This is a genomic window from Anaerotruncus sp. 1XD42-93, from assembly GCF_009917605.1.
In the GTDB taxonomy this organism is placed as follows: domain Bacteria; phylum Bacillota; class Clostridia; order Oscillospirales; family Ruminococcaceae; genus Anaerotruncus.
Genome location: NZ_QZEG01000010.1, coordinates 1 through 20,040 on the forward strand (window position 1 = coordinate 1; position 20,040 = coordinate 20,040).

The 20,040-nt window shown below is 54.1% G+C and carries 19 protein-coding genes; all 19 read left to right on the forward strand.

The window, feature by feature from the left end:
- The first annotated feature begins 305 nt into the window (after positions 1-305).
- The 19 genes from infC (at position 306) to rplI (ending at position 19,983) form a co-directional block, all read left to right on the forward strand.
- Positions 306-836 carry a translation initiation factor IF-3 gene (infC, locus tag D5269_RS05685; protein WP_016316204.1) on the forward strand — a complete coding sequence of 177 codons (531 nt, stop codon included), beginning with the start codon at positions 306-308 and terminating at the stop codon, positions 834-836.
- A 1-nt stretch (position 837) separates the two neighbouring features.
- Entirely contained in the window at positions 838-1,035 is a 198-nt protein-coding gene (gene rpmI, locus D5269_RS05690) for a 50S ribosomal protein L35 (protein ID WP_016316205.1), read from the forward strand.
- Between the two features lie 36 nt (positions 1,036-1,071).
- On the forward strand, positions 1,072-1,425 hold the full coding sequence (gene rplT, locus D5269_RS05695; protein ID WP_016316206.1) for a 50S ribosomal protein L20: 354 nt from the start codon (positions 1,072-1,074) through the stop codon (positions 1,423-1,425).
- Between the two features lie 127 nt (positions 1,426-1,552).
- Positions 1,553-2,368 carry an RNA methyltransferase gene (locus D5269_RS05700; RefSeq protein WP_158604870.1) on the forward strand — a complete coding sequence of 272 codons (816 nt, stop codon included), beginning with the start codon at positions 1,553-1,555 and terminating at the stop codon, positions 2,366-2,368.
- A 50-nt stretch (positions 2,369-2,418) separates the two neighbouring features.
- Positions 2,419-3,639: a DNA-processing protein DprA gene (dprA, locus tag D5269_RS05705; RefSeq protein ID WP_120484084.1), complete on the forward strand. Its 1,221-nt coding sequence runs from the start codon at positions 2,419-2,421 to the stop codon at positions 3,637-3,639.
- A gap of 42 nt (positions 3,640-3,681) precedes the next feature.
- On the forward strand, positions 3,682-5,802 hold the full coding sequence (gene topA / locus D5269_RS05710) for a type I DNA topoisomerase (RefSeq protein WP_022788447.1): 2,121 nt from the start codon (positions 3,682-3,684) through the stop codon (positions 5,800-5,802).
- Entirely contained in the window at positions 5,799-7,118 is a 1,320-nt protein-coding gene (gene trmFO, locus D5269_RS05715) for a methylenetetrahydrofolate--tRNA-(uracil(54)-C(5))-methyltransferase (FADH(2)-oxidizing) TrmFO (RefSeq protein WP_120484085.1), read from the forward strand. Before topA ends, trmFO begins: the two co-directional genes overlap by 4 nt.
- A complete protein-coding gene (gene plsX, locus D5269_RS05720; RefSeq protein WP_016316211.1) occupies positions 7,115-8,128 on the forward strand; it encodes a phosphate acyltransferase PlsX in 1,014 nt (337 codons plus the stop codon). The genes trmFO and plsX overlap by 4 nt, the downstream gene beginning before the upstream one ends.
- Before the next feature lie 10 nt (positions 8,129-8,138).
- On the forward strand, positions 8,139-8,828 hold the full coding sequence (rnc, locus tag D5269_RS05725) for a ribonuclease III (protein WP_016316212.1): 690 nt from the start codon (positions 8,139-8,141) through the stop codon (positions 8,826-8,828).
- The gene (locus tag D5269_RS05730) at positions 8,825-9,820 is read left to right on the forward strand and encodes a radical SAM protein (protein ID WP_016316213.1); all 996 of its coding nucleotides are present in this window, start codon (positions 8,825-8,827) and stop codon (positions 9,818-9,820) included. The genes rnc and D5269_RS05730 overlap by 4 nt, the downstream gene beginning before the upstream one ends.
- Before the next feature lie 2 nt (positions 9,821-9,822).
- Positions 9,823-13,392 (forward strand): chromosome segregation protein SMC, encoded by a 3,570-nt coding sequence (smc, locus tag D5269_RS05735; protein ID WP_158604871.1) that lies wholly within the window; start codon positions 9,823-9,825, stop codon positions 13,390-13,392.
- Positions 13,393-13,414: 22 nt separating this feature from the next.
- Positions 13,415-14,341 carry a signal recognition particle-docking protein FtsY gene (gene ftsY / locus D5269_RS05740; RefSeq protein ID WP_120484087.1) on the forward strand — a complete coding sequence of 309 codons (927 nt, stop codon included), beginning with the start codon at positions 13,415-13,417 and terminating at the stop codon, positions 14,339-14,341.
- Entirely contained in the window at positions 14,338-14,925 is a 588-nt protein-coding gene (rdgB, locus tag D5269_RS05745) for an RdgB/HAM1 family non-canonical purine NTP pyrophosphatase (protein WP_016316216.1), read from the forward strand. Before ftsY ends, rdgB begins: the two co-directional genes overlap by 4 nt.
- A gap of 24 nt (positions 14,926-14,949) precedes the next feature.
- Positions 14,950-15,240, forward strand: a complete 291-nt coding sequence (gene yhbY, locus D5269_RS05750; RefSeq protein ID WP_016316217.1) for a ribosome assembly RNA-binding protein YhbY — start codon at positions 14,950-14,952, stop codon at positions 15,238-15,240.
- Between the two features lies 1 nt (position 15,241).
- On the forward strand, positions 15,242-15,847 hold the full coding sequence (nadD, locus tag D5269_RS05755) for a nicotinate-nucleotide adenylyltransferase (protein WP_120484088.1): 606 nt from the start codon (positions 15,242-15,244) through the stop codon (positions 15,845-15,847).
- A 265-nt stretch (positions 15,848-16,112) separates the two neighbouring features.
- On the forward strand, positions 16,113-16,679 hold the full coding sequence (gene yqeK, locus D5269_RS05760) for a bis(5'-nucleosyl)-tetraphosphatase (symmetrical) YqeK (RefSeq protein ID WP_016316219.1): 567 nt from the start codon (positions 16,113-16,115) through the stop codon (positions 16,677-16,679).
- 43 nt (positions 16,680-16,722) lie between these two features.
- A complete protein-coding gene (gene rsfS / locus D5269_RS05765; protein WP_016316220.1) occupies positions 16,723-17,076 on the forward strand; it encodes a ribosome silencing factor in 354 nt (117 codons plus the stop codon).
- Between the two features lie 41 nt (positions 17,077-17,117).
- Positions 17,118-19,523 (forward strand): leucine--tRNA ligase, encoded by a 2,406-nt coding sequence (leuS, locus tag D5269_RS05770; protein WP_016316221.1) that lies wholly within the window; start codon positions 17,118-17,120, stop codon positions 19,521-19,523.
- Positions 19,524-19,536: 13 nt separating this feature from the next.
- Entirely contained in the window at positions 19,537-19,983 is a 447-nt protein-coding gene (gene rplI / locus D5269_RS05775) for a 50S ribosomal protein L9 (RefSeq protein WP_016316222.1), read from the forward strand.
- The last annotated feature ends 57 nt before the right edge of the window (positions 19,984-20,040 follow it).

Consider the following 20,040-nt stretch of genomic DNA (forward strand, 5'->3'; position numbering starts at 1 on the left):
TTTGCCGCCGCCTTGAATCCACAGCGTCTTCTTGATATCCTTTTTGGATAATTTCAAATGCTGTTGCCCTGGAAAATCACGGAAAAGGGCTTGACAGCTTTCCACGATTGTGTTATGATCAACATCATAAATAAAGTAGAACAGCTTATCTGTTCTCACCTCGTCGCCAAAAGGCGGCTGGTCAATACCAAACTGCCCACAGTTTTTCTGAGGGACAGGATGTGTTTTGATTGAGTGTGGGCAAAGCTGTCTGCGCTCAGTTTTATTTTTGTTATGAATAGGTTTTGGAGGTGTATTGCATTCGCATGAAGGATTTGCTCATCAATGAGGAGATCAGGGATAAGGAGGTCCGTTTGGTTGGCACCGACGGAGAACAGCTCGGGATCGTTTCGATCTCGGTCGCCCAGAATATGGCCATTGAAAAAAATATGGACCTTGTAAAGATCGCTCCTCAAGCGGTACCGCCTGTGTGCAAGATCATGGACTATGGCAAGTTCAAATTCGAGCAGGCAAAGCGTGAGAAGGAAGCAAAGAAGAATCAGAAGGTGATCGAGATTAAGGAGGTACGCCTTTCCTTGAATATCGACACCAACGACTTCAACACAAAAGTCAACCGCGCGATCAAATTCCTCGAAGCGGGGGACAAGGTGAAGGCTGCCTTGCGTTTCAGAGGCCGTGAGATGGCGCATCCCGAGCTTGGTGTGAACATTATGCAGAGATTCACCGATGCGGTTGCTGCTGTCGGGGTCGTCGAGAAACAGCCCAAGATGGAGGGACGCAGCATGGTGATGTTTGTGTCTCCAAAGCCTGTAACCAATACTAAGGGAGGAAAATAAAATGCCTAAGCTGAAGACCCATTCCGGCGCAAAAAAGCGCTTCAAACTCACTAAAAACGGGAAGGTCAAGCGCGCTCATGCGTACAAAAGCCATATCCTGACCAAAAAGGACACCAAGAGGGGACGCCGGCTGCGCCAGGGAACCTATGCGGATAAGACAAACGCGGCAACCATCAAGCTGCTGATCCCTTATAAATAACTTTGAATCGCTGAAATATAACGGAGGTAAAAGGATATGGCTCGTGTTAAGGGCGCAATGATGACGCGCAAAAGAAGAAAAAAGACGCTGAAGCTTGCAAAAGGTTATTTTGGTGCAAAGAGCAAGCTGTTTAAAATGGCAAAACAGCAGGTCATGAAATCCGGTAACTACGCTTTTATCGGAAGAAAGCAGAAAAAGCGTGACTTCCGCCGCCTGTGGATTACCAGAATCTCGGCTGCCTGCCGGATGAATGGTGTCAATTACAGCTCTTTCATGAACGGACTGAATAAAGCCGGTGTAACCCTTAATAGAAAGATGCTGTCCGAGATCGCGATCAACGATGCTGCGGCATTTACTGCATTGGTCGAAAAGGCGAAAGCAGCGCTTTAAATAACCGTTTCGTATGCGCCCGCGTCTTTGACGACGGGCGTATTTCATATTCAAAGCCGCTTTGAATATGAAATACGCCCATTGAATGTATGGAAATACAGACTATCTCCAGAAAAGGTGGCGTTTTATGCATTCCAGAGAGATTACTTCCCGGGAAAACCCGGAAGTAAAACGATATGTGCAGCTTGCGGGTTCCCGGAAAGAACGCAGGCAGGCGGGACTTTTTGTTACCGAGGGGCTGAAGATGACCTGCGAGGCGTTTTCGGCAGGCTGTGGACCGGCTGTGCTGTTTGTCACCGAAGAGGCATGGGACCGGTATGAACAGCTTGAAAAATTCGCATATCAGTTTGAACTGTTCTGCCAGATTTCCCAACCGGTTGCGGACAAGCTGTCCCAATCGGTCAGCCCACAGGGGGTGTTCGGAATCTTCCGGATGCTTGACAATCGGATGCAAACTGTTAAAATAGGCAAGGATGGAAGATATATCCTGCTTTCTTCGATGCAGGACCCTGGAAACATCGGGACGATCCTGCGTACAGCTGCGGCGTTTGGGCTGGATGGGGTATTCCTTTCATCTGATTGCCCTGACCTGTACAGCCCTAAAGTGTTACGGGCAACGATGGGTGGTATTTTTAAAATTCCGCTCGAGGTTTCGGATGATCTGACGGAGGTAATCGACAGGTTACAGGAGGCAGGCATCCGGGTCTGTGCCGCCGCGCTTGACGGGCAGGCGGTTCCGCTCCAACAGGCTGGCCTGGGGAACGGTTGTGCAGTTGTAATCGGGAACGAGGGGAACGGCCTTCCGGGGCATCTGATCGAAAGATGTGGTCAAGCTGTGATGATCCCGATGCGCCCGGACAGCGAGTCGCTTAACGCGGCTATGGCGGCGGGGATTTTCCTGTGGGAGATGTGCGGAAGGTCTGGCTATCCTCGAAATGCCTGAAAGCGGGAAACTGTTTTCAGATTAGAGTGACGGACAACAGGAGGGACATCATGGAGGACTGCGTATTCTGGATCTGGCTGCAACAGGCACTTGGGATCGGCAGCATCAAAACTGACTGGGTCATTCGTGAGCTTGGCTCGCCTGAAAAACTCTATCAGATGACGGAGCAGGCGCTCGCTGCGACCGGGAGATTTGCGCCGAAAGAGATCGAGCGGATTCGGGGATCCTCCCTTGAGGAGGCGCGCTGGCAGCAGGATCGTGCCAAACGGCTCGGGTGCGCAGTCGTTACGCCGGATCATCCAGCCTATCCTGCGAGTTTGACAAATATCGACTGTATGCCCTGTGTATTATATGTATTGGGCGAGCTGGAGGGGATCAATGACGAGTTGGCGATCACGATGGTCGGCACGCGGGACTGCGATGCATATGGCATCTCAACGGCACAGCATTTAGGTTACGGTCTGGCGACCGTGGGAGCCACTGTTGTGAGCGGGTTGGCGGTCGGTATTGATACCGCAGCACACGAAGGTGCGCTTCAGGCCGGTGGCAGGACGATCGGTATGCTGGCGTGCGGCATGGATGTGGGGTATCCACAGGCCAGCCGCCGCTTGAAACGCCGGATTCTGGATCAGGGCGGCGTTTTAATTTCTGAATTCCCGTTTGGTGTACGTGCTTATGGGTATCATTTCAATGTCCGCAATCGGATTCTTTCGGGTATCAGCGCGGGTGTAGTGGTCGTACAGGCGCCCGAGACCAGTGGTGCGCTCAACACTGCGCGCCATGCGCTTTCTCAGAATCGGGATGTGTTCGCGGTTCCAGGGCAGATTTTCGATGAGAAGATGAAAGGCTGCAACCGGCTGATCGCAGATGGCGGCAAGATGGTGCTGGGCCTTGCAAGCATCCTGGAAGAATATCAGGGCAGGTACCCTCCCTGTATCCGGCTGGAAAAGCTGTCGGAGCTGCTGGAACAGGAGTCTCGGGGGATGGTCGGAAAGATACCGGCGCGAGTTTCCCAAAAGTCGGAAAGGCCGTTACAAACTGTAGAGAAGACACCGTCTCCATCTGGGCAGCTGGAACCGGAACAATGGGACCTTTCGCCGGAGGCAGCGAAGGTTTTTCAGCTGCTAAATCAGCAACCAACCGATTTTGATACCATCTCCTATGCGTCTGGGCTGCCAGTCGCACGACTGTTGGCTATACTGACTGAATTGGAGCTGGCAGATTTAGCGGAACAGCTCCCAGGAAAAAGATACATACGGCGTGCCCCATGACACGCCTCGAATAGAAGTTCCTAAGAAAGGATGGGGTTTATTTTGGCGAACCTGGTGATTGTGGAATCGCCTGCAAAGGCAAAAACGATACAGAAATATCTCGGAAAGGGTTATGAGGTGATCGCTTCGATGGGGCATATCCGCGACCTGCCCAAAAGCAAGCTGGGTGTGGATGTGGACAACGATTTCGAGCCGATCTATGTGGATATCAAGGGGAAGGAAGACCTGATTAAGGAGCTGAAAAAAAAGGCCAAAAAGAGCGACGCAGTCTATCTTGCTACCGACCCTGACCGGGAAGGGGAAGCAATTTCATGGCATCTGGCGCAGATGCTCGGGGTAGATATGACCAAGGAGAACCGAGTCACCTTCAACGAGATCACCAAAACTGGTGTCAAATATGGGATGGAGCATCCGCGTGTGATCGATACCAAGCTGGTCGATGCGCAGCAGGCACGCCGAATTCTGGACCGGATTGTGGGTTACAAGATCAGCCCGTTCCTCTGGCGGAAAGTTCGCCGGGGGCTTTCTGCCGGGCGGGTGCAGTCGGTTGCGATGCGGATTATCATGGATCGGGAGGAAGAAATCCGCAAATTCCAGCAGCAGGAGTACTGGAGCATCGACGCAAAGCTCGCCGCAAAAGGGTATGCCAGAAAGCCGTTTCCGGCCAAGCTCTATTCGGTTGATGGCAAAAAGCTCGAGCTGACCAGTATTCCGAATGAAGAGCGCGCCCGTGAGATTGTAGCAATGCTCGACAATGCCGAGTATCTGGTAGGGACGGTCAAGAAGGGGGTGCGCCGCAAATCCCCCTCGCCGCCGTTCATCACTTCGACACTTCAGCAGGAGGCATCCCGCCGGCTGGGATACCAGTCCCGCCGTACGATGAAGGTTGCGCAGGAGCTATATGAGGGGGTTGAGCTGGAGGACGCAGGTGCCACCGGTCTGATTACCTATATGCGTACCGATTCGCTGCGCATCTCAGACGAGGCGGCGCAGCAGGCCGAAGATTATATCGTTGGAAAATATGGGAAGGATTATCTGCCCAGCACCCGCCGTGTGTTCAAATCTAAAAAGAATGCGCAGGATGCACATGAGGCGATCCGCCCATCTGATCCGGCACTAACCCCGGACAGCATCAAAAAGAGCCTGTCTGCGGAACAGTACAAACTCTATAAACTGATCTGGGAACGGTTCATCGCCAGCCAGATGGCCAATGCACTGCTCGATACCGTAGCTGTGGACATCAATGCGGCAAACTGTGTGTTTAAAGCATCGGGATTTACGGTGCGATTTGATGGGTTTACGGTCCTCTATGAGGACACCAAAGAGAGTGAAGAGGAAGGTTCGGCAGCGCTGCCCCCACTCGAAGAAGGCGCGCTGCTCAACCTCAAGGAGCTGGCACCGAACCAGCATTTCACCCAACCGCCTGCGCGGTATACGGAAGCCTCGTTGATCAAGACTCTGGAAGAAAACGGAATTGGGCGTCCGAGCACCTACGCGCCGACGATCACCACCATTCTTGGCCGCAACTATGTTGAACGGGAAGGCAAAGCGCTCAAACCGACCGCTCTCGGCGAGGTAACAACCAAGCTGATGGAGGAGCAGTTTTCCAATATTGTGGATGTGACCTTCACTGCCAATATGGAGAAAGGGTTGGATGAGGTGGAAGAAGGGCATGCCAGTTATGTGGATACCCTGCGGGATTTTTATGGTCCGTTTATCGAGACGCTCGAACAGGCGGAAAAGAATATGGATGGCACCCGTATCAAGGTGCCGGACGAGGAAACCGATGTGGTCTGCGAGCTTTGCGGCCGCAAAATGGTGATTAAAACCGGCAGGTTCGGGAAATTCCTCGCCTGCCCGGGATTCCCGGAGTGCCGGAACACGAAGAAGATTGTCAAGGAAACCGGAGGAATCTGTCCGGTTTGTGGTGGAAAAGTGCTGGCTAAAAAGTCCAAAAACGGAAAGGGCTATTATGGCTGTGAGCACAACCCCCAGTGCCAGTTTATGACATGGGATAAGCCCTTGGAGGAAAAATGCCCCAAATGCGGCGCGGCACTTTTCCAGAAGACCGGGCGCGGCGCATTGATCCACTGCCTGAAGGAGGGCTGTGACTATAGCCGGCCGGTTAAGAAAAAATCTGCAAAGGACGATGCCGAGGAATGACAGCGCATGTGATTGGAGCCGGATTGGCCGGCTGCGAGGCGGCTTGGGCGCTCTCCAATGCAGGGATTTCCGTCCGGCTGTATGAGATGAAGCCAAAAAAGTTTTCCCCTGCCCATCACAGTGAACAGTTTGCAGAGCTGGTCTGCTCCAATTCGCTCAAGGCGCAGCGGATCGGTTCCGCAGCAGGGATGCTCAAGGCAGAGATGGCGATGATGGGTTCGCTGTCTGTGCGCTGTGCCTTGCAAACGAGTGTAGCAGCAGGCGGAGCGCTTGCCGTTGACAGGGATGCCTTTTCCGAGCTGGTGACCCAGGAAATCTGTACACGGGAAAACATTGAAGTCGTTATCGGGGAGGTCACTGGGTTGCCTGCAGATGGGCCAGTAGTAATCGCATCCGGTCCGCTTACATCTGACCTGCTGGCAGAGCAGATTTCTACCCTCTGCGGCGGCCTGCTGCGTTTTTACGATGCCGCTGCTCCCATCGTGACATTCGATTCGCTCGATCGGGAGAAGGTCTTTTTCGCCGCGCGGTACGACCGTGGGGAGGACGACTATATCAACTGCCCGTTTAATCGGGAGGAGTATGAGCGATTCTATGAGGCTTTGCTGGATGCGGAATCTGCGCCGCTGCATACGTTTGACCAGCCGGAAAAAAAGGTTTATGAAGGCTGTATGCCGATCGAGATCATGGCCAGGCGGGGGACCGACACCATCCGTTATGGCCCGCTGAAGCCGGTCGGCCTGCGCGATCCGCGCACCGGTCACCGTCCATGGGCGGTGGTGCAGCTCCGGCGGGAAAACCGGGAAGGGACGCTTTACAATCTGGTCGGGTTCCAGACCAATCTGAAATTTGGCGAACAGAAACGGGTATTTTCGATGATCCCTGGACTGGAAAATGCTGAATTTGTTCGGTATGGGGTGATGCACCGCAATACGTTCATTGATTCCCCACGCCTGCTTGACAGGACTTTCCAGATGCGGGAAAACGACCGAATTTTTTTTGCCGGACAGCTCACCGGTGTAGAAGGATACATGGAATCAGCGATGTCGGGCATCCTAGCAGGGAAGCAGCTTGCGCGCAGGATGCAGGGTAGGCCGGAGCTGGTGCTTCCAGAGCAGAGTATGTGCGGCGCATTGACTGGATATATTTCTGGGGCTGCCTGCGGTGAATTCCAGCCGATGGGTGCAAATATGGGACTTTTGCCTCCGCTGGAGGAACGGATTCGGGACAAGCAGGAGCGTTACCGGCAGATTGCGGAACGCGGGCTTTCAGCATTGAGACAGGTTTTACAGGAACAGGGGGAATTGGTAGGATGAGAATTATAGTGGATGCTTTTGGCGGAGATAATGCCCCGCTTGCGATCTTGCAGGGCTGTGAGATGGCGGTCAGGGAGTATGGAGTGGATATCCTTGCAGTAGGCAGTGAAAAGACGATCCGGGAGGTCTGCGGAAAAAACAATATCTCGCTCGATCGGATTTCGATTATTGATGTGGAAAAGGTTATGCCTGTCGAGGTGGACGCTGCAGAAGTGGTAAAATCCTACGATGACAGCACCCTCGCGGTCGGTCTGAAGATGCTTGCAAACCGGGAGGGGGATGCTTACGTCAGCGCAGGGAGCACCGGCGCAGTGACGGTTGGTGCGTCACTCTTTGTCAAGCGGATCAAGGGGATCAAACGCGCCGCGCTGGCAACGATTATCCCGAATGCCAACGGCTGTTATATGCTGATCGACATCGGCGCAAACAAGGAGTGCCGCCCTGAAATGCTGGTGCAGTTTGGAATTATGGGCAGTGCATATATGGAGCATATCATTGGAGTGAAGTCCCCTCGGGTTGGCACCATCAATATCGGTGCGGAGGATAACAAGGGATTAGACCTGCAAAAAAATGCCAATGAGCAGATGAAACATGCACCGATCAATTTTATTGGAAATGTGGAGCCGCGATATCTGCCGCAGGGGGCGTGTGATGTGGCGGTCTGCGATGGGTTTACCGGTAATGTGGTGCTCAAGCTGACCGAGGGCCTTGGAAAATGGTTCGCCAACGAGCTAAAAGGGATTTTCATGGAGAGCGCCGCTTCCAAGCTGGGATACCTGTTCGTAAAGGGCGGGGTTTCTAACTTCAAAAGCAAGATGGACTATAAGGAGTATGGAGGGGCGCCGCTCATGGGAATTTCGCGCCCAGTCATCAAGGCGCATGGAAGTTCGGATGCGCGGGCGTTCAAAAATGCGATCCGGCAGGCCAAAGAGTATACCGAACGAGGGGTTATCGCGCAGATCGAATCTTCACTGGAGCAGATGAAACAGCGTGCAGTCGAGCAGGACTGAGGAGGGAAAGATGGAGAGTCAAAACAGGATTGATTCCTTGCAGCAGCGGGCGGGTTACACCTTTCAAAGCCAGAAATATCTTGACATCGCACTGACCCATTCCTCCTATGCCAACGAGGTCAAACATACGCTTTCAAACAACGAGCGGCAGGAATTTCTGGGAGATGCGGTGCTTTCGGTCATCGTGTCCGATTATCTGTTCCATACATTCCATCTGCCGGAAGGCGAGCTGACAAAGCTACGGGCCGCGATCGTCTGCGAAAAATCCCTCTGCGAGTTTGCGGAGCAGATTCACCTGGGAGACTGCCTGAAGCTGGGGCGCGGCGAGGAGATGATGGGGGGACGCACCCGTCCTTCCATTCTGGCGGATGCGTTCGAAGCATTCATTGCGGCGATCTATCTTGACGGTGGGATCGAACCAGCGCGGAAGTTTGTCCTGCAGTTTGTGGTCAGCACCCTCGAAAACAAGGATCACTTTGCGTTCAACGACTATAAAACCATGCTTCAAGAGATCACCCAGAAAAATCCCGAGGAACGGTTGAGCTATGTGCTGGTGGATGAATCTGGGCCGGACCACAACAAACGATTTGTGGTTGAGGTGCACCTTAACAGTAACGTGATCGGGACAGGCGTGGGCGGAAGCAAAAAGAGTGCGGAACAGGCCGCCGCAAAAGAGGCTTTGAAACTGATGGGGAGATGAGGCACGCCAATCTTGCCATCTTTGTGCCGCATTTGGGATGCCCCAATCAGTGCAGCTTCTGTGACCAACATCACATTTCGGGGGCAGAGCAGCCCCCAACCAGTGAGCAGGTTCGGCAGCTCTGCGAGACTGTCGCCGGACAGCTGCGCGGCCGGTACCCTGATGCGGAAATCGCATTTTTCGGCGGCAGTTTCACCGCGATCGACCGGGTATATATGTGTGAACTGCTCGAGGCTGCGTCTCCGTTTGTTGGTGAGGTGTTCAGTGGTATCCGGATTTCCACGCGCCCGGATGCGATCGACCGGGAGGTTCTGGGACTGCTTGCGCGTTATTCAGTGCGTTCGATCGAATTGGGAGCACAGAGCATGTCGGATGCGGTGCTTCGTGCCAATAGCAGAGGGCATACCGCTTTGGATGTGGAGCGGGCCTCTGTGCTGATCCAGGATGCCGGTTTTTCGCTTGGACTTCAGATGATGACCGGCCTTTATCGTTCGGATGAGCAGTCCGACCTTGAGACAGCGAAACGCCTGGCGGCACTTCGGCCCGATACGATGCGGGTTTACCCCACCGTTGTGTTGGAGGGGACTCGGCTTGCGGCGCTTTACCGCGCGGGAATGTATCATCCCCAAAGCCTTGAACAGGCAGTCGGGCTGGGGGCACAGCTGTTGGAGTTTTTTGACGGGCAGGGAATCCGTGTGATCCGGATGGGGCTGCATGCGCAGGAGGAGCTCGCAGCCGGACAGATCGCAGGCCCGCATCACCCGGCTTTCCGCGAACTGTGTGAGGGAAGGCTGATGGAAGAACGGCTGTTGTCCCTGCTGTCCGGAAAGCCGCAGGGGTCGTATACTGCCTGCGTTTCTCCGAAAAGCATTTCAAAAGTTTGCGGACATGGCGGACAGGGCATTGCAAAACTGCGCGCGCTGGGGTATCATATAAAGGTAGAGCAGGATCGGTTGATGTCCGGGCTTGCGGTCAGGTTAAAGGGAGTGTGAATTTGCGGCTTCGCAGTTTGGAGATACAAGGGTTCAAGTCGTTCCCCGACCGGACACGGCTTTCCTTTAATGATGGAATTACCGCGGTTGTCGGTCCAAACGGAAGCGGCAAGAGCAATATTGCGGATGCGGTGCGGTGGGTTCTGGGCGAGCAGTCGACCCGGACGCTGCGCGGCGGCAGGATGGAGGATGTCATCTTTGGAGGCACTCAGAACCGCAAGCCGCAGGGTTATGCGCAGGTACAGCTCACGATCGACAATGCGGACCGAGTGCTCCCGTATGAAAGCGATGAGGTAACTATTTCGCGCAAACTCTACCGCTCGGGCGAGAGTGAGTACCGGATCAATCAGGCAAGCGTCCGGCTGAAAGACATTTACGAACTGTTTATGGATACCGGGCTTGGCCGGGACGGATACTCGATCATCGGGCAGGGGAAAATTGCAGAGATCGTCAGTGCCAGGAGCAGCCAGCGCCGGGAGATTTTCGAGGAAGCTGCGGGAATCTCCAAATACCGGTATCGGAAATTGGAGGCCCAGCGCCGTCTGGAGGGAGCAGAGGAGAATCTTCTTCGGCTCAAGGATATTCTCGCCGAGCTGGAATCACGCGTTGAACCGCTGCGGGAGCAGGCAGAAAAGGCGATGCAGTTTCTGGAATTTTCCCAGGAAAAGCGGACTCTGGAAATCTCCCTCTGGGTACAAACGCTCGAACGGTCAAAGGAGTCGCTGCGGGAGCAGGAGGACAAAATCCTGCTTTGCAAAAAAGAACACGATGAAATTCAGGAAGAGCTGGACGGGATCGAAGAGGAGATCAACCGTCTGTTTGTGCAGATGCAGCAGATTTCCGTAGAGGTGGACGGTTTCCGGACAAAGGTGCGGGAAATTGAGGAGCAGTCCGCACAAGAGGTCTCGGATATGGCTGTTATGAGAAATGACATCTCACATAACGAGGCCTCTATTGGCCGTATCCAGGAGGAACTGGAGCAGTCGGATGTTGCCGACGAAGAACTTAGGGAGCGGATTGCTACATATGAAAAGGAGGTTGCGCAGAAGGAGTGCAGATTGGCAGAATTGCAGTCTGGGCAGGAGCAGGAACAGATGCGCGCGCAGGCGCTCGTAGAGCAGAGGACATCGTTGGGGCAGCGGATTGAGGCGCTAAAAGAGCGGCGTTTTGGTTTGACACAGAGCATCAACGAAGCCAAACTTTCCTCTGCATCGAGCAGTTCGCTGATTGATGAAACGATCCTGCGCCTGCAAATGCTCAAAGACAGTGCGGTTGTAAAGGACGAAAACATTGCAAGGATTCAACAGGAGTCCGCCGATTGCGAGGGATTGCTGCGGGAGATCGCCGACCGGATACAGACACTTGAAAATGCACAGACTGGTTATCAGATCAAGTACAGGGGCAGGCAGGAGAAATACGACCGGCTTGCTGCGGACCGACGCAGTCAGGAGGATCAGGCACGCGGGTATCTGCAAAAGGCAAAACTTTTGCAGGAGATGGAAAACAATCTGGAAGGATTCCAGCAGAGCGTCCGGTATGTGATGTCTCAGGCGGAGAAGGGGGCTTTGCAGGGGGTCTACGGCCCAGTATCCCGCTTAATTTCGGTTTCGGGTGAACACGCGCTCGCGGTCGAGATCGCACTCGGCGCGGCGATGCAGAATATCATTGTAGAAGATGAGCCGGTCGCCAAACGTGCAATCGCGATGCTGAAAAATACCCGCTCTGGACGTGCCACGTTTCTTCCGATTTCTACGGTAAAGGGAAATAGACTTACAGATAGCTGGCTCCCGGAAATGGAAGGGTTTGTCGGGATTGCTTCGGACCTGGTGTCCTATGCACCGGAATTTGAGGGGGTGATCCGTCAGCTTTTGGGCAGAGTCGTGATTGTGCAGGATCTGGACTGTGCGCTTCCGGTTGCGAAACGTGCAAGCTATCGGTTCCGGATTGTGACGCTGGATGGGCAGGTCATGAACAGCGGCGGATCAATGACCGGCGGCTATTCTGCCAAAAGTGCGGGCATCTTGAGCCGCACAAAGGAGATAGACGCCCTGAACCGACAGGCGGAGTCCTGTCAGGAGCGGATACGGGGCATGGATGCGGAATTAAAGGGGCTACAGGAGGATCTTTCCGCGTTGCAGGCCAAAATGGCAGGGATTCAGGGGGAACTTTCCACCGCACAGGAGGACAGGATTCGCTTTGAAGCCCGGAGCCACCAGCTAAAACGTTCCTATGAGGAGGCGGTATCCGCAAAAAAGCAGGCGGCTCAGGAATATGGACAGCTTACGGAAAGATTACAGGAATTGAAGTCGCAGAGTCTTTCGAGCGGTGATTTGGAAAAGGAGCTGAGTCTCCAGCTTTCCTCCCTCGCGGAGGAACTGAGTGAGGCCGGCCTCAAGCGGGAAGGGCTGGCTGGCCAGGCAGAAGCGGCTACAGAAAAACTGGCACAATACAGGTTGGATATTGCGACGCTCTCGAATGAGATCGGGTCGGTACGGCAGATGGCGGCCGAACTGGCTGGACAGAAACAGAACCGGCAGATGCATATACAATTGCTGCATGACCAGCGGGCAGAGCTGGAAACAGAAAACAGACGCATCCGCCAGAAGATCGTGCAGATGGAGACACGCCATGCAGCTTATGCCGAACAGGCTGCATCGCTCCAACAGGAGATTGCAGCCAGAATGGAAAGACGCAATGCCTGTGAAGCACAGGCAAATGGGATGCGTGCGCAGGAAAAGGAGGTCACGGGACGCCGCGAGCAGGCCGGACGGGAATTGGCGCGGTTGGAGGAAAAGAAAAACGCCCTGCAATCGGACTATGACGCGATTATTGGACGGCTTTGGGATGAATATGAGATCACCCGTTCGCAGGCAGTGGAACAGTCTAGGCCGGTATCGGATATCAATGGAGCGCAGCGCCGCCTGAATGAGCTGAAGAGCCGGATTAAGGCGCTGGGAACGGTCAATGTGGGAGCGGTGGAGGAATATCAGGAGGTTTCCGAGCGTTACAGGTTCTTGAAAAGCCAGATTGAGGATATTGAGAATTCCCGCACCGAGCTGAATCGCCTGATTGACGAACTCACGATGGATATGCAGTCGATCTTTACCGAGAATTTCAGCCAGATTTCCGAACATTTTGCCCAGGTGTTTACACAGCTTTTTGATGGAGGAAGGGGAGAACTTTCGCTCACCGATCCGCAAAATGTTCTGGATTCCGGGATCGAAATTTATGTACAGCCTCCGGGAAAGATCATCAAGAATCTGGCAGCACTTTCAGGCGGTGAACAGGCGTTTGTGGCCATTGCAATCTATTTTGCAATCTTAAAGGTACGGCCTTCCCCGTTTGTACTTTTGGATGAGATTGAAGCGGCGCTGGATGACGTGAATGTTGTAAAATATGCACAGTATCTGCGAACAATGTGCGGCAAAACTCAGTTTATTGCAATTACCCATCGCCGCGGCACGATGGAAGAAGCGGATGTCCTTTATGGTGTGACTATGCAGGAAGAGGGCGTTTCCAAGCTTTTGGAACTGAATGTGGGCGAGATCGAGAGCAAACTGGGGATCAGTTGAAAAGAGTTTATAGGAGGGAATTATGGGATTTTTCGGGAAGCTGGCGGAAGGGTTGAAAAAAACCCGCGAGTCGATGACGCGCGCGGTAGACGAACTGCTCAACTCGTTTACAAAGATTGACGAGTCGCTTTTTGAGGAGCTGGAAGAGACGTTGATCCTTTCGGATGTCGGAATTGTGACTGCACAGAGCATCTGTGCGGAACTGCGTACTCGGATTAAGAAGCGGGGGATCACCGATGCACAGGAGGTGCGCGGACTGATCAAAGAGATCGTTGCGGAGATGCTGGAAGGCGGGCAGGAACTTGATCTTTCAACCAAGCCGTCGGTGATTCTGGTGATCGGGGTCAATGGAGTGGGCAAGACTACCACGATCGGGAAGCTGTCGGCGAACCTCAAGGCGGACGGCAGGCAGGTGCTTCTCGGTGCGGCGGACACTTTTCGTGCTGCGGCGATCGAACAGCTTCAGGTCTGGGCAGATCGTGCAGGCGTTGAGATGATCCGGCATGATGAAGGCTCCGACCCTGCGGCGGTGGTTTATGATGCGATCCTTGCAGGAAAGGCGCGCGGTGCAGACGTCATCATCTGCGATACAGCAGGCCGCCTGCACAACAAGAAAAACCTGATGGATGAACTTTCCAAGATTTCGCGTGTGATCCAGCGGGAAGCCCCCGGCTGTGCAACAGAGATACTGCTGGTGCTGGATGCAACCACCGGGCAGAATGCGCTCAATCAGGCCCGTCAGTTCAAGGAAGCGGCAGGGATTACCGGTATCATCCTGACCAAGCTGGATGGGACCGCGCGCGGTGGGGTGGTGATCGGGATTAAAGAGGAATTGAAGGTACCGATCAAGTATATTGGGGTGGGGGAGCAGATCGACGATCTGCGTCCGTTTGACGCCAAAGAGTTCGCCGACGCATTGTTCGGCAGCGGTCAGGAGGAGCAGCTGTGAAACAGGTGATTGTGGCAACCGGCAACGCTGGAAAGCTGCGGGAGTTCGGTCGGATTTTTGCTCCGTTCGGGTTGGAAACGGCCGCACAAAAAGAGGTGTGCCCTGGGCTGTCGGTGGAGGAAAACGGCACTACTTTTGCTGAAAACGCCTTCCTCAAAGCGGATGCAGTCCACCGGCAGACCGGGAGAGCTGCGGTTGCAGACGATTCCGGACTTTGTGTCGATGCGCTGGACGGCAGGCCGGGAGTCTATTCGGCGCGGTATGCAGGGGAAGAGACCCCTTATCCGGAAAAGATACAGTGTCTGCTCGCCGAACTGGACGGAGTCCCGGACGAGAAACGTACGGCACGATTTGTGGCGCATATCTGTTATATTGATGAGGACGGGCAGCGATTGGATATTGAAGAGTCCTGCGAAGGCAAGATCGGCTATGCGCCAGCCGGGGAAAATGGATTTGGATTTGATCCGATCTTTCTGGTCGGCGAAAAGAGCTTTTCCGAGCTGGACGACGCAGAAAAAGACGCGATCAGCCATCGGGGGAAAGCACTGCGCAGACTGGCTGCATATCTGGAAAAACAAGGATAAATTTATAGAATTAGGAGAATCAATATGCTGACAAGCAAACAGAGGGCAAAACTGAGAGGGCTGGCGAACACCGCTGATACCATCCTGCAGGTGGGAAAAGGCGGCGTCAACGAGATGCTGGTCAAGCAGGTGGATGATGCGCTGACCGCGCGTGAACTGATTAAACTTCGGGTACTTGAGACCTCGCCTGAGCCGGTGAAAGAGATTGCACAGCAGCTCGCAGATGCAACCCGCTCCCAAACCGTTCAGGTGATCGGTTCAAAATTTGTGCTCTACCGCCGCAATGACAAAAAACCGGTGATTGAGCTGAACTAATATGCGTACAGGGATTTTTGGAGGGACGTTCAACCCGATCCACAACGGCCATATCAAGCTCGCGTGTGCCTACCGTTCCGAGCTGAACCTCGACCGGATGCTGGTTATCCCCACGCGCATCCCTCCGCATAAAGTCAGCACAGAGCTGGCGGACGGGAAGGATCGCCTTCAGATGTGCCGGCTGGCATTTGCGGGGCAGCCGGAATTTGAGGTGAGCGATATTGAGCTGTGCCGGACAGAGCCCAGCTATACGGTGGATACGCTGGAAGCCCTGCACGCCCGTTGGCCGGAGGATGAACTGTTCCTGCTTACCGGAAGCGATATGTTTTTGACGCTGACCGAATGGCGCCGCTGGGAGCGGCTGTTCGAGCTTGCGGTGATGTGCGTGGGGGAGCGGGAGCCAAATTTATTCGGGCGGCTTCAGACTTACGGGAGGTATCTGGAAAGCCTGGGGGCGCGGTGCCGTGTAATCGACATAGACCCGGTTCTGGTCTCTTCTACAGCAGTGCGGGAGCGGATCCACCTGGGCCTGCCGATCGACCGGCTTGTCCCACCTGCGGTTGCCGCTTATATCGCTGAACGGCAGCTTTATCACGGAAGTACTTGAAGAGAAGTGTTCTGATTTTTTCAAATCTGCGATGGGGTCGCCGCAGGAGGCTATTGACTGCCGCCCTGCCTCAGGCGACATAGCCATCAAGTATGCTCTGCGTGCTGGCGGATTTTGCCCGTCAATGAGAGGCATTTTGCTGCGTTGATGGTGGTACTACCGGACGGCCGGAGCGCGTTATTTTGGGAAGGGCATGTTTTGTGACGGTGCGTCCGGCTTTGGACGCATGAAATAGAGCCATCAAAACAGAAAAGGGGTGTCTTTTTTGGAATACGATCTGGACTTACTTCGCAGGCTGGCTAAGAAAAACCTTTCGGAAAAGCGGTTCCGACATACTGAATGTGTGGTTGCGCAGGCACGAAAGCTCGCCCGGCTCTACGGCTGTGATGAGCTGAAGGCGGTCACAGCGGCATGGATGCACGACGTCTGCAAAGAGATGAAACCGGAAGAGCAGTTGCATTGGATTGAGAAGTATGGTATGATTCTTGACGATGTACAACGCTCCCAGCCCAAGACCTGGCATGGTATGGCGGCATGCGGCTATATGAAGTGCAAGGCGGGGATCACCGACCCGGAGATTCTTGATGCGGTGCGCTATCACACGACCGCCCGCGGAAAGATGACCGATCTGGACGAAGTGGTATATCTTGCCGACCTGACCAGCGCCGACCGGCAGTATGAGGAGATCGAGCATATGCGCAAGCTGGCGGAGACCGCTCTCAAGCCTGCGATGAAGTATGCGATGCAGTATGCACTGGGGGACCTCGTGAGCAGAGGGCAGGGAATCAGTATCGACAGTTTTGAGGCTTATAACCACTATACACAGTTTTGATGTAAGGTGTAACAGGCAGCAGGAATAAAATGGAGGTGATTCTATGACATCCAGAGAGATGGCGCAGAAGGTAGCTGAACTGCTGGACAGCAAAAAAGCAAAAGAGATCACAGCGATCGAGATCAGGGATTTGACCACGATCGGCGACTATTTCGTGATTGCATCGGGTGGTTCCAATGCACAGGTGAAGGCACTGTCCGACGCGGTAGAAGAGGGAATGACCGCCCTGGGCTTTGAGCCGCGCCGGATTGAGGGATATCAGTCCGCGATGTGGATTGTGCTGGATTACTATGATGTAATCGTCCACATTTTTCTGGACCAGACCCGCGAATTCTATTCGCTTGAGCGGCTCTGGGCAGATGCGCCGCGGGTAGATCTGGGGCTGAAAACAGACTAAAAAGCGCCTGTGGGCGCGCCATAACAGGGAGTGTACAGATTTTGAAGTACGATTTTGCCAAGGTTGAACAGAAATGGCAGCGGATTTGGGAAGAAAAAAAAGTGTTCGCTGCTTCCAATGACTACACCAAACCGAAATATTATGTTCTGGTCGAGTTTCCATACCCTTCCGGGCAGGGGCTGCATGTCGGGCATCCGCGCTCTTATACCGCGTTGGACATCGTTGCCCGCAAGCGCCGGCTGGAGGGCTACAACGTGCTCTATCCGATGGGATGGGATGCGTTTGGCCTGCCTACCGAGAACTATGCGATCAAAAACCACATCCATCCCGAGATCGTCACCCGGCAGAATGTGGAGCGGTTTAAAACCCAGCTCAAAAGCCTGGGGCTTTCGTTCGACTGGGACCGCGAGATCAATACCACCGATCCCGCTTATTACCGCTGGACCCAGTGGATTTTTTTGCAGCTCTTTAAAAAGGGGCTGGCCTACAAAAAGGAGATGTCGGTCAACTGGTGCACCGGATGCAAAGTCGTACTTGCGAACGAAGAGGTTGTCAACGGTGTCTGTGAGCGGTGCGGCAGCGATGTCGTCCATAAGGTGAAAAGCCAGTGGATGCTCAAGATCACCGAGTATGCCCAACGGCTGATTGATGATCTTGATACGGTAAATTATGTAGACCGGGTCAGCACCTCCCAGCGTAACTGGATCGGACGCTCCACCGGTGCGCAGGTCGATTTCCAGACCACCGCTGGTGATCCACTTACCGTGTTCACCACCCGTCCGGACACCCTGTTCGGCGCGACCTATATGGTCATCTCTCCGGAGCACCCCTATATTGAAAAATGGGCGGACAAGATTCAGAATCTGGATGCGGTCCGCAGCTATCAGGAGGAGTCGGCACGCAAGTCCGACTTCGAGCGCACCGAACTGGTCAAGGAGAAAACCGGTGTTAAACTTGAGGGCGTTATGGGGATCAATCCGGTAAACAATACCGAAATCCCGATCTTTATTTCCGACTATGTTCTGATGACCTATGGGACCGGCGCGATCATGGCGGTCCCAGCGCATGATACCCGCGACTGGGAATTTGCTAAAAAGTTTGGCCTGCCGATCATCGAAGTGGTCAAGGGCGGCAATGTACAGGAGGAGGCATTCACCGACTGTGCGACCGGCACTCTGGTCAATTCGGATTTCCTGGACGGGCTTTCGGTGGAGGAAGCAAAAACCAAAATCATCGGCTGGTTGAGTGAGAACAGGAAAGGCGAGCCGAAGGTCAATTACAAGCTGCGTGACTGGGTGTTCGCCCGTCAGCGGTATTGGGGCGAGCCGATCCCGATTATCCATTGCGATCATTGCGGATATGTCCCGCTGGATGAAAGCGAACTTCCGCTCAGACTGCCGGAGGTCGAGAGCTACGAGCCGACCGGTGACGGGGATTCTCCGCTTGCTGCAATCGACAGCTGGGTCAACGTCACCTGCCCGAAGTGCGGCGCGCCTGCCAAACGGGAAACCGATACCATGCCCCAGTGGGCAGGTTCGTCTTGGTATTTCCTGCGCTACTGCGACCCCAATAACGCCAGTGCACTCGCGGCAAAAGAGGCGCTTGACTACTGGATGCCGGTCGACTGGTATAATGGCGGTATGGAGCATACCACTCTGCACCTGCTTTATTCGCGGTTCTGGCACAAATTTCTGTATGACATCGGAGTAGTGAGCACCCCGGAACCCTATGCAAAGCGTACCAGCCATGGAACCATTCTGGGAGAGAATGGGGAGAAGATGAGCAAATCACGTGGCAATGTCGTAAATCCCGATGACATTGTGCGGGAGTTTGGTGCGGACACCCTTCGCCTTTACGAAATGTTCATCGGTGACTTTGAGAAGAGTGCGCCTTGGTCCCAGAGTTCGATCAAAGGCTGTAAACGGTTCCTGGACCGTATCTACAACCTGCTTGAGATTCTCCAGGAAGGGGACAGCTATTCTTCCGCGCTGGAGGGAAGCTTCCATAAGACGATCAAAAAGGTGACAGAGGATATTGAGGTTCTCAAGTTCAATACTGCCATTGCGGCGATGATGTCCCTGCTCAACGAGATCAGCAATCATGGCTCGATTACGCGTGCAGAGCTGAAAACGCTGCTCCTGCTGCTCAATCCGTTTGCGCCGCATCTCACCGAAGAGATGTGGGAGGAGGCCCGGTTTGGCGGGATGATTACTGGACAGGCATGGCCGAAATTTGATGAGGCCAAGTGCAAAGATGCACAGGTCGAGATCGCGGTGCAGGTTTCCGGCAAGATCAAGGCGCGTATCATGGTGGATGCTGACAGCGCTAATGAGGAACTGCTGAAAGCCGCCAAGGCCTGTCCCGAAGTAGCAGCTTTGATCGAGGGAAAAACGATCGTCAAAGAGATCGTTGTAAAGGGAAAACTGGTCAATATTGTGATACGATAAAGGAGTTTGGACAATGAAGGTAATTCTGAAACAGGATGTCCCCGGAAGTGGGAAAAAGGGTGAGTTGGTCAATGTATCCGATGGGTATGGCCGCAATTATCTCCTGCCCAAAGGGCTGGCGGTTGAAGCGAATGCCCAGGCGATGAACGAACTGAAAGCTAGGCAGGCGGCGAAAGAGCACCATGCCGCAGTAGAGAAACAGACTGCGCAGGAGCTTGCGAACAGGCTCAACGGCAAAACCGTCAAGCTGACCGCAAAAGCAGGCGCGAATGGAAAGCTCTTTGGTTCAATCACCGCGAAGGAGATTTCCGAGGAAATCAAAAAGCAGTTTGACGCGGAGATCGACAAGCGCAAAATTTCGCTCGATACCGAAATCAAGGCGTTCGGCAGCTATACCGCGCAGGCAAAGCTGCATCCGGGCATCAACGCGCAGCTCCGTATCGAGGTAGGCGAGGCATAAAAAACACTTGAAAACCGAAAGGAGGCCGGAGGTTGGCAGAGATTGAACTGGGCGCAC